This window comes from Lactobacillus johnsonii (assembly GCF_013487865.1).
In the GTDB taxonomy this organism is placed as follows: domain Bacteria; phylum Bacillota; class Bacilli; order Lactobacillales; family Lactobacillaceae; genus Lactobacillus; species Lactobacillus johnsonii_A.
In genome coordinates this window covers 1349830-1362290 of record NZ_CP047409.1, presented here as the reverse complement: position 1 = coordinate 1362290, position 12461 = coordinate 1349830, and the positions used below count along the sequence as shown (strand labels likewise).

Genomic DNA, 12461 nt, shown 5'->3' with positions numbered 1-12461 from the left:
GTTAAGCTTAGATGGGCTTAACCATTTTTTTGATTGGATCATCTCCGACACGTTTATTTTCTTCAATTAAAATACCTGCACAAGCTTCACTATCACTTAAAGCGTTGTGGTGATGCCATAGGTTAATATTTAAAGCGTCTGACACTGTATCTAGCTTGTGGTTAGGAAGATCGGGTTCGAATGCCTTACTAGTTGCTAAAGTATCAATTGCAAAGTAATGGGGGGCTGGAATATTATAGCGAGCCAGTGATTTTTCCATTACGCGGCAATCGAAGCGAGCGTTATGGGCCGCTACTAACATTCCTGGTTGATATAATTTTTTAATTTTTGGCCAAACTTCAGCCATTGTTGGTGCATTTTTTACATCTTCAGCTGTAATGCCATGAATTCTTATATTTCGTCCATCAAAAGGCATTTGCGGATTGATAACTGTATAAAAACGATCGACAATTTCATTATTTCTAACCATAACTAAAGCAAGAGAACAGGCACTTTCAGGATGACTATTTGCCGTTTCAAAATCCATTGCAGTAAAGTTCATTTTTATCCTCTGAAATAAAACATTATTTTTCTTTTTAGTATAACACTTAAGGTAGAAAACTATCCATTTAATGCGGTATGATTAAAGAGATGATTATTTAAGGAAAAGAGAGATAAAAATGCAACTAATGGATTTAAAAAAACAGGGGATCGATATTCAAGAAAATATTCCATTGAGCCGTTTTACGTTTACTAAGACGGGAGGACCTGCGCAGTATCTTGCTTTTCCTAAAAATTTAAATGAGCTAGAACTATTGGTAGATACAGTTAAAGAGAATAAGATTCCCTTAACTGTTATTGGAAATGCTTCCAACTTGATCATTAGAGATGGTGGTATTTCTGGATTAGTTTTGATTTTGACAAAAATGGACACAATTGTTGCAAATAAAGATGAAGCAACTATTACAGCTGATGCTGGGGCACGAATTATTGATACATCTGAAGCAGCATGTGAAGCTAGTCTAAGCGGTCTGGAATTTGCGGCTGGTATTCCAGGTAGTGTAGGAGGAGCAGTCTTTATGAATGCGGGCGCTTATGGCGGTGAAACAGAATTTGTTATTAAGTCTGTTCGTGTCTTAACTCGTGCTGGTGAATTTAAGACTTACACACATGATGAAATGGAATTCGGCTATCGCCACTCCGTGGTTCAAGAAACTGGAGATATTGTTGTGAGTGCTACTTTTGGTCTTGAGCCAGGAGATAAGTGGGCTATCAAAGCAAAGATGGAATATTTTAATGGTTTACGCAGAGCAAAACAACCACTAGAATATCCTTCTTGTGGAAGTGTTTTTAAACGTCCAGCAGGACATTTCGTAGGACCAATGATTATTAAAGCAGGTCTGCAAGGTAAAAGAATCGGTGGAGCAGAAGATTCAATGAAGCATGCTGGCTTTATCGTTAATGTTGGCGGTGCTACAGCTACTGATTATTTAGATTTAATTCATTTAATTCAAAAAACAATAAAAAAAGACTTTGGTATTGATTTACAAACTGAAGTAAGAATTATTGGAAAAGAAAAAGATTAGATACTAGTACAAAGCTACAAGTAACGGCTTGTAGCTTTTTTTATGAGATAGATGGTGAGAAAAAATTGAGCGATATTATTAAATTAAAGCATGTTCGTAAGGAATATGATGATGGTTTTGTAGCACTAAAGGACATTAATTTAACGATTGAATCGGGAAAATTTTATTCTTTATTAGGACCATCGGGTTCGGGGAAAACTACTATTTTAAGAATAATTGCTGGATTTAGCGAACCAACGAGTGGACAAGTTTTTTTTGATGGGAAAGATATTACTAATTTAGATGCTGCTAAAAGAAAAATTAATACTGTTTTTCAAAATTATGCTTTGTTTCCTCATATGAATGTTTTTGAAAATGTGGCATTCGGTTTACAGATCAAGAAAAAGGATAAGCAAGAAATAAAATTAGCTGTTAAAGAAGCTTTACACATGGTTCAATTGGATGGCTTTGCAAACCGAGAAATTTCTGAATTAAGTGGTGGACAGCAGCAGCGAGTTGCAATTGCTAGAGCAATTGTTAATCAGCCAAAGGTACTACTTTTAGATGAATCTTTATCTGCCTTAGATAAACGTTTAAGAAAAGATATGCAATTTGAATTACGTGAAATTCAAAAAAAGCTGGGGATTACTTTTATTTTTGTTACTCATGATCAAGAGGAAGCCCTAGCAATGAGTGATGAAATTTTTGTTTTAAATGAAGGGAAAATTCAACAAAGTGGTAGTCCGGTTGATATTTATGATGAACCAGTTAATGACTTTGTTGCTCGCTTTATTGGCGATTCTAATATCTTAAGTGGACGAATGATTAAGGATTATGAAGTAGAATTTGTAAATCATCGTTTTGAATGTGCTGATGCAGGTATTAAACCTGGTGAAAAGGTAGAGGTCGTTTTAAGACCTGAAGATTTAGATATCACTGATATTGAACATGGAAAACTAAGAGTTGTGGTTGAAAGTCAGCTCTTTTTAGGAGATCATTTTGAAATTAAGGCTATTGATAGTGACGAGAATGAATGGTTAATTCACTCCACTAATCCAACTAAAATTGGTAAGGAAGTAGGAGTATATTTTGATCCTGAAGATATTCATGTTATGCGTTTTGGCGAAAGTGAAGCTGAATTTGATAAGCGTTTAGAGGCATATGAAGGAGAGGAGTAAGATATGAAAAAAAGTAAATTGTTTTTTCTCATTCCTTATATTCTATGGCTTGGGTTATTTGTTATCGCCCCGATTATTTTGATTACAATTAATGCATTTAAAGGGGATGATGGCTTTACTTTAAAGAATTTTCAGCAATTTTTTGTTAATGGTACTTTTTTAAGAATGACTCTAAATTCATTTTGGTATGCATTCTTAATTACCTTAATTACGCTGCTAATTTCTTATCCAATTGCCTATATTTTAAGCCAAATGAAAAACCAACAATTTTGGCTGTTATTGATTATTTTGCCTACTTGGATTAACTTGCTTTTGAAAGCTTACGCATTTATTGGCATTTTTAGTAAGCATGGCTTATTGAATAATTTTCTACGCCTTTTTGGAATAGCACCTGCAAATATTTTGTTTACTGATTTTGCCTTTATTTTTGTTGCAGCTTATATCGAAATTCCATTTATGATTTTGCCAATTTATAATGCAATTTGTGACATTAATCCAGCTGTAATTCAAGCAGCTTATGATTTAGGCGCAAGTAAATGGCAAACATTTATTAAGGTTTTATGGCCACTTTCAAAATCTGGAGTTGAGTCAGGAATTCAAGCAGTATTCATACCTTCACTTTCTTTATTTATGCTAACTAGGCTAATTGGAGGAAATCGAGTAATTACCCTTGGTACTGCGATTGAAGAATACTTTATGACGACTATGAATTGGTCAATGGGTTCGACAATTGGTGTGGTATTAATAGTGTTAATGGTGATTGTTATGCTCTTTACCTCATCAGATCATCATCATAAAAAGGAGATCAAACTATGAAAAAAATAAAATGGTCCCGAATCTATTTTGCTTTTGTTCTGGTTTTGATGTATTTGCCCATTTTTTATTTAATATTTTATTCTTTCTCAAGTGGTCATAATATGGATCATTTTGAAAAGTTTACTTTAAGTCATTATCAGGATCTTTTTAATGATAATAGGCTATTAGCTATCTTTCTAGAAACAATTTTACTAGCACTCTTATCTAGTTTGATTGCCACTATAATTGGTACTTTTGGAGCAATTGCAATTAGTCAGACTAAAAATAAAAAAGGACGAAAAACTTTGTTAGCCTTAAATAATGTTTTGATGGTATCACCAGATGTAATTATCGGGGCGAGTTTTTTAATCTTTTTTACTTTTTTAGGGATTGGCTTAGGATTTGGATCCGTTCTATTAAGTCACATTGCTTTTTCGATTCCAATTGTTGTATTAATGGTTTTGCCCCGCTTAAAAGAATTTGATTATTCTTTAGTGGATGCAGCTCGAGATTTAGGTGCCTCCACTTGGCAAGTTTATAGCAAGGTAATGATCCCAGCTATTACGCCTGGGATTTTAGCTGGCTTTTTTATGGCTTTGACTTATTCCTTAGATGATTTTGCAGTTACTTTTTTTGTGACAGGAAATGGTTTTTCAACATTGTCAGTAGAAATTTATTCACGTGCGCGCCAAGGAATTAACCTAGAAATCAATGCCTTGAGTACTGTGATGTTTATTTTTGTAATGATTTTAGTACTTATTTATTATGTAATTACTAATCATAAAACCCATATTGGTAAGGGGCGTGCACAATGAAGAAGCTGTTAATTGGAATTGTGACTATTCTATTGGTTTGTTTTGGCTTAGAAGCTGGGGCTAAACAATTAAATAATAATGGTGTTAGCACTAATAACAAAAATTTGATTATCTATAATTGGGGTGATTATATTGACCCCAAGCTAATCAAGAAATTTGAAAAACAAACTGGATATCATGTAATTTATGAAACATTTGATTCTAATGAAGCCATGTACACGAAGATAAAACAAGGTGGTACTGCATACGATATTTGCGTCCCTTCAGATTACATGATTTCAAAAATGCGTAAAGCTAACTTGCTTGATAAAATTGATACTAAAGAAATTCCAAACTACAAAAATATTGGGAGTGAGTTTTTACATCACTCTTTTGATCCAAAAAACACCTACTCTGTTCCATATTTTTGGGGAACGTTAGGAATTGTATATAATGATAAATTTGTAAAACCTGGGCAAATAAAGCATTGGAATGATCTCTGGTCCAAGGATTATCGGCATAATATTTTATTAGTTGATTCTGCTAGAGATATTATGGGACTTTCTTTAGCGTCTATGGGGAAGTCTTTAAATACTACTAATTCTTTAGATCTAAAATTGGCAAAAACAAAATTGGATGGTCTCGGACCCAATGTAAAAGCAATTATTTCAGATGAATTAAAAATGTATATGATTCAAAATGAAGCGGCTGTTGGAGTAACGTGGTCTGGAGAGGCTCGTACAATGCTAAACGATAATAAACACTTACATTATGTAGTGCCACCTGAGGGCTCAAACTTATGGTTTGATAATTTTGTCATTCCTAGGACCGTAAAGAATAAAAAGGGTGCTTATGCTTTTATTAATTTTATGCTTGATCCTAAAAATGCTGCTCAGAATGCAGAGTATATCGGGTATGCAACTCCTAATGTAAAAGCTCAAGAATTATTACCAAAGGAAGTAAAAAACGATAAACAATTTTATCCAAGTAAACAAGCAATGAAAAATTTACAAGTTTATCAAGACCTAGGTCCAAAGAAAATTCAAGAATATAATGATCTATTTCTCGAATTTAAAATGTATGGTCGATAAGAGCTTGGTTTATTTATAATTGAATTTTAGGAGGGTGGCAATGAAGTTTAATATTGAGCAAATATTTACCTGGCAAAACCTGATGAATATTATTGATATTTTAATTGTATGGTACATTATCTACCGTTTAATTATGTTGGTAAGAGGGACTAAAGCAGTTCAATTAGTTAAAGGGATATCATTAATTATTCTGGTTAGAATTGTAGCTGGGTTGTTACATTTACATACGTTAACGTATTTTGTCGATCAAATTCTTTCTTGGTCAGTAATTGGAATAATTGTTATTTTCCAGCCAGAAATTAGGCGTGGCTTAGAGCATTTAGGTAGATCACCAATTTTTGGTGGGACTACAATGACTGAAAAGCAAGCTGCTGAAAAGATGATTGGAGAATTAGATAAAGCAATTCAGTATATGTCAAAGAGAAGAATTGGTGCTTTGATCACGATTCAACAAAATACAGGACTAGAGGACTATATTGAAACCGGTATTCCAATTGATGCTGATATCACTGGTGAATTATTAATCAACATTTTTATACCTAATACGCCATTGCACGATGGTGCCGTAATCATTCGCAATAATCGAATAGCAGTTGCTGCAGCTTATTTACCTCTTTCTGATAATAGTATGATTCCTAAAAAACTTGGGACACGTCACCGTGCAGCTGTTGGTATCTCAGAAGTTACCGATGCAATTACTATCGTTGTTTCAGAGGAAACCGGTGGAGTAACTATTACTCGTAATAGCCAGTTTATGCTTGATCTAACTAGAGAAGAATATTTGAAATATTTAAATGCTCAATTAGTTCCAAAAGAGGAAGAAGAAAAGCCAAAGTGGTATCAAAGAATTGTAAATCATGTTTGGAATTGGGGGTCAAATAAAAAATGAAAAAGTTTTTTGATAAACCTTGGTTCTATCGAATTATTGCTTTGATTTTGGCTATTTTATTAGCTGTTTATGTAGCATCTAATCAGCAAGGTTATGTTACTCAAGGCCGACGTGAAGAAACCTTAAAAACTGCAACTAAAACCCAGGTAATTAAGGTACCCTTACAAGTTTCAGTTAATACGGATAACTACTATGTAACGGGATATCCTGAAAAAGTAAATTTAACTTTAGAGGGATCGAATGCTTTAGTTACATCTACTATTAATACTCAAAACTTCCGTGTCTACATTGATTTAAGCCATTTAAAAACAGGAGAGCATACTGTACCAATTAAGGTAAATGGTTTAAGTAGTCAATTAACTTATAATATTAGCCCAAGTAAAGTACGCGTAAATATTCAAAAGAGAAAATCTCGTACTCTTCCTGTACAAATAGAGTATAATAAGAGTGCTGTAGCTCATGGATATAATCTTGGAACTGCTAAAAGTGATCCAGAAGTAGTTAATATTACTGGAGCTAAAAGCGAAGTTAACCAAGTTGACCGAGTAGTAGCTCGGGCAAATTTACCAAAGGGAATAGACAGCACATTTGAACGTGAAGAAATGCTGGTAGCGCTTGATAAAGATGGACATCAGCTTAACGTCGTTATGGATCCAGTAACGGCATATATTACTATCCCAATTAGCTTATCTAAGAAGAAGGTTAAAATAAATGTAACTTCGAAGAATGAATCTTCGACTCATGTTTATTCTTTAACTGCAAAGAAAGAAAATATTGAGATATATGGTGATGAAAATACGCTCAAGAAAATAACGTCTCTTCCTTTAAAGGTTGATTTAAGCGGTATTAACCATGACATTACGAAAAATGTCGCACTTAAATTGCCAGATGGCGTTGTTAAGGCATCACCATCAGTGATACCAGTTCATATAAAAGTAACTGATACTACTGCTAAAAAAGAATAAAACAAGGAAAGGTTGTTAAAAATTATGCTTAAATATTTTGGAACAGATGGTGTACGGGGGGTTGCTAATGCTGGCTTAACTCCAGAGATGGCTTTTAAATTAGGTCGTGATGGAGGATACGTTCTTACTAAGGATAAAAAAGATGGAGAAAGAGCTAAGGTATTAGTTTCTCGTGATACACGTATTTCTGGACAAATGTTAGAGTACGCATTGATTTCTGGTCTACTTTCCGTCGGAATTGAAGTTTTAGAAGTTGGTGTAATTACTACTCCTGGTCTTTCTTACTTAGTACGTGCACAAGGGGCAGATGCTGGTGTTCAAATTTCAGCTTCACATAATCCGGTTGAAGATAATGGAATTAAATTCTTTGGTAGTGATGGTTTGAAATTATCTGATGCTAAAGAAGAAGAAATTGAAAAATTGATTGATGCACCTGAGGATAAGCTTCCACGTCCTTCTGCAGAAGGTTTAGGAACTGTAACAAATTACCATGAAGGAGCTTCTAAGTACTTACAATTTATTGAAAATACTTTACCAGAAGAATTAAGTGGAATTAAAGTTGTTGTAGATGGCGCTAATGGAGCTGCTAGTGCTTTGATTTCAAGATTATTTGCTGATATGGGGGTTGACTTTACTACCATTGCAACTCATCCAGACGGTTTAAACATTAATGATCATGTGGGTGCAACTCATACTAAGAAATTACAAGAAGAAGTTGTAAAACAAGGTGCTCAATTAGGTTTAGCATTTGATGGGGATGCTGATCGTTGTATTGCTGTCGATGAAAATGGGAACGAAGTTGACGGTGATCACATTATGTACGTTATTGGCTCATATCTTGCTGATCATGGTCGCTTAAAGAAAGATACAATTGTTACAACTGTAATGAGTAACCTTGGTTTTACAAAGGCTTTGGAAAGACGTGGTCTTAAAAATATAAGAACACAAGTTGGTGACCGTTATGTTTCAGAAGAAATGAGAGCTAATGGTTATAATCTTGGTGGAGAACAATCAGGTCACGTTATTATCAGCGACTACCACAACACAGGTGATGGGATGCTTACGGGATTACATTTATTATATGTAATGAAGGATACCGGTAAATCCCTCAGTGAATTATTGAGTGACTTTAAAGAATACCCACAACGTTTAATTAATGTTCCTGTTGAAAATAAAAAAGACTGGAAAGAACATAAACGCATTACTGAAGCCATTGAAAAGGTTGAAAAAGAATTAAGTGGTGAAGGACGTATTTTTGTTCGTCCATCTGGAACTCAAAGTTTGCTTCGTGTAATGACTGAAGCTCCAACACAAGAATTAGCTGACAAGTACTGTGAAGAAGTTGCTAAGGTTGTTGAAGAAGAAATGGGTTCAAACTAAAAACTAATTATTTTTGGCTTTATTTAAAATTTAATATGGTGATGGTGTTCACCAATTTAACCGATTAATATCTGACGACGCCTACTTTCTTGGATCAACAGGGAGGTAGTGTCGTCTTTTTTTATGCATTTTTTGTATAATAGAAAGGAGAGTAACCGATTACATAAGGAGAAAAACTAATGAATATAAAATTAATTGCTGTAGATCTTGATGGAACATTATTAAATGATAAACAAGAAATAAGTGTTAAAACCAAGCAAGCACTTCAAAAGGCATCAAAGATGGGAATAAAAATAGTTCCTTGCTCAGGTAGACCATTTCCAGGTATTAAGGACTATCTTAATGAATTGGACTTAAAGGATTCTACTCAGTATGTTGTTGCATTTAATGGAGCTTTAGTGTTAAATTCTCAAGGAAAAGCAATCGTTGAAGAACTGTTAAGCTATAATGATTTTATCTTTTTTGAAAAGATTGCTGATAAATTACAAGCAAATTTTCATATTGAAGTAAGAGATAAGTTTATTACATTAGATCATTTTATTAACTATTATCTATCACGTGAAAGTTGGTTAACAAGAATGCCAATAGAGGTTTCTGAACTAAAAGATATTTCGGAAGATATTAAATTTACTAAGGCAATGTTTTCAGGATCTCCAGCTGAAATGAAGAATATTTATGGGAATTTATCAGAGGAAGTATTTGAAAGATATAATGTCTCAACTTCAGATGAAACTTTGATTGAGATTAATTCTAAGCATGCATCTAAAGGAAATGCGTTAAAAGAGTTAGCTAAAAAACTAAATTTAAAAGAAGATGAAGTAATGATTTTCGGTGATCAAACTAATGATATTTCTATGTTTGATGTATCGGGATTCTATAAAGTAGCTATGGGAAATGCGGTTTCTGAGATAAAAAAGCGTGCTAATTTTATAACTAAAACAAATAATGAAGACGGAATAGCGTATGCATTAAGAAGGCTGGTTTTTAATGAATAGACGATTGAAAAATTATTTAAGTGTAGGGATTTTTGCTTTTTTTGGAGGTGGACTGCGAGCCTATTTAAATTTAATCTGGTCACAGACTGGAACTTTGACTGCTAATATTATTGGCTGCTTTTTATTAGCATTTTTTACTTATTTTTTTGTTGAATACCGAGAAGGAAGAGATTGGCTAGTTACTGGATTAAGTACAGGATTTGTTGGTTCCTTTACTACTTTTTCAAGTTTTAATTTAGATACGCTTAAGCAATTAGAAAGTGGGATGAATAGTCAAGCAACTATTTATTTCTTTAGTTCGATCTTTATTGGTTTTTTATTTGCTTATTTGGGAATGTTAGTAGGTAAAAGAACAGGTAGAAAGTTGGCAGAAAAAGCATGATAACAGTTTTAACAGCCGGATTCGGAGCTATTTGGGGAGCAATTTTAAGATATGGCATTACTAACTATGGTAAAAAACATTGGTCTGAGAAATTTCCGTACGCAACGCTATTAATAAATCTTACAGGAGCATTTTTATTGGGATTTATTTTTTCTCGTAAATTCTCACCCTTTATCTATGCTTTGATTGGAACAGGAGTATTAGGCGGTTATACAACATTTTCAACGTTAAACGTTGAATTGCTGTCTCATTGGCGAGATCGTAATTACAGTGTATTCACCCTATATGCATTGCTATCATATGGTGGTGGCTTAATTTTAGTATTTTTAGGATATAAAGTAGGTACTTTGATTTAGATCTCAATAAAAAAGAATGTATCAGATTCCGATACATTCTTTTTTTGATAGTTATTAATTTTGATTTTTAATCGAAACTTTTCCTACTTTGCTTGAAATATCAATTAAATTAGTTGAATCTTCCTTACCAACATAGCCTTCAATTTTATCGTAATCATCGTTTCCGTAAATAATGGCATCAAGAGGAAAATCAGTTGGACCAATTTTTTTGGTATTAATTTTGAATTTGAAAAATATTGCCGGTGGGACATTAACCGATATATTACCAACTTTACTTTGAATTGATAAATTAAATTTAGACTTTTCAGCCAGTGATAAGTTAATTTTCCCCACATCAGATTTAATATTACCACTTCCAGTAAGATTATTTAGAAGCATTAATCCGGTATCGGTTACTAAATCTATATTCTCACTTGTAAGCCCATTTACAGCGATCTTGCCACTTTTAGTATCCACAAAAAAGTTTTTAGTATTAATATTTTCTAATTCCATATTTCCACTGATTGTGTGATAAGATATTTCTTCTTTTGCATTCACATCATTACTGTCCAGCATTCCTGAGTGACCATTAACATGAAAGACATTAGCGGAAGTATTAGAAATGACAATGTCTCCGGATTTTAAGTCTGCTTGTACTCGTTTAAGAGTAGAGTGAGCTAATAGAAAATCTCCTGAAACCGCAGTTACATCTACCATACAATAATTAGAAATCTTATTAATATAGACATCCCCACTTTGACTGCGAATAGTTAGAAAACCAGTGAACTCTTTAGGTAAAAATAGCAAAGTTTTATTTTTAAAAATACCAACTAGTTTGCGAGGGCCTTGGGTAATTTTTAAAACATTTCCAACTTTTTCAACTGTTGAGTGTAGGTTTTTAATATCGCGAGACATAAAGTCATGTACGATTAGTTGGGAAGAATTGGTTGGTAAAACTAAAATATCACCCAAGCGATAGTTAAGATGAATTTCATCAATTTGATTTAATTTTATCTTTAGTTCATTGACTAGTTTTGAATCGAAAATTTTGGCGAAAAAATCATTATATTTTACATAGTCATTTTCTTCTAAAGATTTTAGTTGAGAAAGCATGGTATCAAGATCCGTTAAATTTAAAAGTGCTTTTTGTTCTGCTTCAAATTGACTGGCACCATGCTGAATTTCTTTTTTTATTAAGTTTTTAATTTTTTTACTTAAAGTATTTTGTAAAGGCTTATTTTCTTTAATATGAGGAAATTTATTGAAAAATTCTTTTAGTTTTTCATCAATCATGCTGAACTCCTTTGATATTTGTTACACTTTTATTATATAGCACTAAAAAATCTATGGATTTACTTTATTAAGTGTAAAAAAATAATCTTAAAATTTTCATTAGGAGAAAAAATTGAAATTTGTAAAATGGATTTGGAGATTGGTTGTAGTTGGGCTCATCTATGTATCATTGAGTTTAACTTTAACTAGTCCCGTAGAATTAAAAGTAGACAGTACAGCCGGCTTAGTAAAAAGTTCTATTAATAAGGTGGTTGATCAAGCAAATAATAGTGATTTACAAATGGGTGTTAGTTTTCTGCAAGATTCAGGTATTGAAGATACACTCTTGTCGCAGTTGCCTAAAAATATCAAATTAAAGACATCTTATCAAGGATTATATCAATTAAGCACTAATTATTTGGCTAATGATAAGTTAACGGATGTTGATCTGAATTTAAAGAATGATACGCAGCAGGAGCAAGTTTTTAATCAAGTCATATTACAATTGGTAAATGAACAGTTGAGGCAAAATTCTGATTCGGTAAAACAGGCTGCTGAGATTTATCATTTAATTTACTTCTTGTTGATTGGACTATATATTTTGGCAATGGCTTTAGCTTTGTTTGGAAAAAAAGTAGCCCTTATTCCACTTTTAATTGCGGCTATTGGATCATATGGTGTTTTATCTTATGCAGCCCAGATTGCCACGAGTTCGCTGCATGAAAGTGTGTATAGCGGAATTAATGTAAGCCTAAGCAGTGGATTAACACAAGCTTTAATTACCGCAATTATTGCGGCTGTAGGCTGTCTATTTATTAAAATTAAGCAGAGGCAGGAATAA

At 33.1% G+C, this 12461-nt stretch carries 14 protein-coding genes and 1 riboswitch; of the genes, 12 read left to right on the top strand and 2 right to left on the bottom strand.

What is annotated here, in order from left to right:
• Nucleotides 1–7: 7 nt before the first annotated feature.
• Nucleotides 8–541: a 3'-5' exonuclease gene (locus GTO82_RS06470; RefSeq protein ID WP_180872943.1), complete on the bottom strand. Its 534-nt coding sequence runs from the start codon at nt 539–541 to the stop codon at nt 8–10.
• 118 nt (nt 542–659) lie between these two features.
• Here GTO82_RS06470 and murB point away from each other — a divergent pair, with 118 nt between their 5' ends.
• From murB to crcB, 11 genes are all read left to right on the top strand, one after another.
• The gene (murB, locus tag GTO82_RS06465; RefSeq protein WP_180872942.1) at nt 660–1565 is read left to right on the top strand and encodes a UDP-N-acetylmuramate dehydrogenase; all 906 of its coding nucleotides are present in this window, start codon (nt 660–662) and stop codon (nt 1563–1565) included.
• A gap of 65 nt (nt 1566–1630) precedes the next feature.
• Entirely contained in the window at nt 1631–2722 is a 1092-nt protein-coding gene (locus GTO82_RS06460; RefSeq protein ID WP_061400747.1) for an ABC transporter ATP-binding protein, read from the top strand.
• 3 nt (nt 2723–2725) lie between these two features.
• Nucleotides 2726–3538 (top strand): ABC transporter permease, encoded by an 813-nt coding sequence (locus tag GTO82_RS06455; RefSeq protein WP_004893994.1) that lies wholly within the window; start codon nt 2726–2728, stop codon nt 3536–3538.
• Entirely contained in the window at nt 3535–4332 is a 798-nt protein-coding gene (locus tag GTO82_RS06450; protein ID WP_004893996.1) for an ABC transporter permease, read from the top strand. Before GTO82_RS06455 ends, GTO82_RS06450 begins: the two co-directional genes overlap by 4 nt.
• A complete protein-coding gene (locus GTO82_RS06445) occupies nt 4329–5402 on the top strand; it encodes an ABC transporter substrate-binding protein (RefSeq protein WP_180872941.1) in 1074 nt (357 codons plus the stop codon). Before GTO82_RS06450 ends, GTO82_RS06445 begins: the two co-directional genes overlap by 4 nt.
• Nucleotides 5403–5442: 40 nt before the next feature.
• Complete coding sequence (gene cdaA, locus GTO82_RS06440) at nt 5443–6291, top strand: diadenylate cyclase CdaA (protein WP_011161793.1); 849 nt, start codon at nt 5443–5445, stop codon at nt 6289–6291.
• On the top strand, nt 6288–7256 hold the full coding sequence (locus GTO82_RS06435; RefSeq protein ID WP_180872940.1) for a CdaR family protein: 969 nt from the start codon (nt 6288–6290) through the stop codon (nt 7254–7256). Before cdaA ends, GTO82_RS06435 begins: the two co-directional genes overlap by 4 nt.
• Nucleotides 7257–7280: 24 nt before the next feature.
• A complete protein-coding gene (glmM, locus tag GTO82_RS06430) occupies nt 7281–8636 on the top strand; it encodes a phosphoglucosamine mutase (RefSeq protein WP_180872939.1) in 1356 nt (451 codons plus the stop codon).
• Nucleotides 8637–8664: 28 nt separating this feature from the next.
• Nucleotides 8665–8727: riboswitch (Fluoride riboswitch) on the top strand.
• Nucleotides 8728–8815: 88 nt separating this feature from the next.
• Nucleotides 8816–9631 (top strand): Cof-type HAD-IIB family hydrolase, encoded by an 816-nt coding sequence (locus tag GTO82_RS06425; RefSeq protein WP_180872938.1) that lies wholly within the window; start codon nt 8816–8818, stop codon nt 9629–9631.
• Nucleotides 9624–10013 (top strand): fluoride efflux transporter FluC, encoded by a 390-nt coding sequence (locus GTO82_RS06420; protein ID WP_004897682.1) that lies wholly within the window; start codon nt 9624–9626, stop codon nt 10011–10013. Before GTO82_RS06425 ends, GTO82_RS06420 begins: the two co-directional genes overlap by 8 nt.
• Nucleotides 10010–10369: a fluoride efflux transporter CrcB gene (gene crcB, locus GTO82_RS06415; protein WP_011161795.1), complete on the top strand. Its 360-nt coding sequence runs from the start codon at nt 10010–10012 to the stop codon at nt 10367–10369. The genes GTO82_RS06420 and crcB overlap by 4 nt, the downstream gene beginning before the upstream one ends.
• A 54-nt stretch (nt 10370–10423) precedes the next feature.
• Here the strand turns inward: crcB and GTO82_RS06410 are convergent, their stop codons facing one another.
• Nucleotides 10424–11641, bottom strand: a complete 1218-nt coding sequence (locus GTO82_RS06410) for a DUF4097 family beta strand repeat-containing protein (protein WP_180872937.1) — start codon at nt 11639–11641, stop codon at nt 10424–10426.
• Between the two features lie 112 nt (nt 11642–11753).
• On the opposite strand from GTO82_RS06410, the gene GTO82_RS06405 reads away from it, so the two are divergent.
• Entirely contained in the window at nt 11754–12461 is a 708-nt protein-coding gene (locus tag GTO82_RS06405) for a hypothetical protein (protein WP_180872936.1), read from the top strand.

Excerpts from the sequence above, each read along its gene's own strand:
- GTO82_RS06470 (WP_180872943.1), bottom strand. The coding sequence starts at position 541 with ATGAACTTTACTGCAATGGATTTTGAAACGGCAAATAGTCATCCTGAA.
- cdaA (WP_011161793.1), top strand. The coding sequence starts at position 5,443 with ATGAAGTTTAATATTGAGCAAATATTTACCTGGCAAAACCTGATGAAT.
- GTO82_RS06410 (WP_180872937.1), bottom strand. The coding sequence starts at position 11,641 with ATGATTGATGAAAAACTAAAAGAATTTTTCAATAAATTTCCTCATATT.
- crcB (WP_011161795.1), top strand. The coding sequence starts at position 10,010 with ATGATAACAGTTTTAACAGCCGGATTCGGAGCTATTTGGGGAGCAATT.
- glmM (WP_180872939.1), top strand. The coding sequence starts at position 7,281 with ATGCTTAAATATTTTGGAACAGATGGTGTACGGGGGGTTGCTAATGCT.
- murB (WP_180872942.1), top strand. The coding sequence starts at position 660 with ATGCAACTAATGGATTTAAAAAAACAGGGGATCGATATTCAAGAAAAT.
- GTO82_RS06455 (WP_004893994.1), top strand. The coding sequence starts at position 2,726 with ATGAAAAAAAGTAAATTGTTTTTTCTCATTCCTTATATTCTATGGCTT.
- GTO82_RS06420 (WP_004897682.1), top strand. The coding sequence starts at position 9,624 with ATGAATAGACGATTGAAAAATTATTTAAGTGTAGGGATTTTTGCTTTT.
- GTO82_RS06445 (WP_180872941.1), top strand. The coding sequence starts at position 4,329 with ATGAAGAAGCTGTTAATTGGAATTGTGACTATTCTATTGGTTTGTTTT.
- GTO82_RS06425 (WP_180872938.1), top strand. The coding sequence starts at position 8,816 with ATGAATATAAAATTAATTGCTGTAGATCTTGATGGAACATTATTAAAT.
- GTO82_RS06435 (WP_180872940.1), top strand. The coding sequence starts at position 6,288 with ATGAAAAAGTTTTTTGATAAACCTTGGTTCTATCGAATTATTGCTTTG.
- GTO82_RS06450 (WP_004893996.1), top strand. The coding sequence starts at position 3,535 with ATGAAAAAAATAAAATGGTCCCGAATCTATTTTGCTTTTGTTCTGGTT.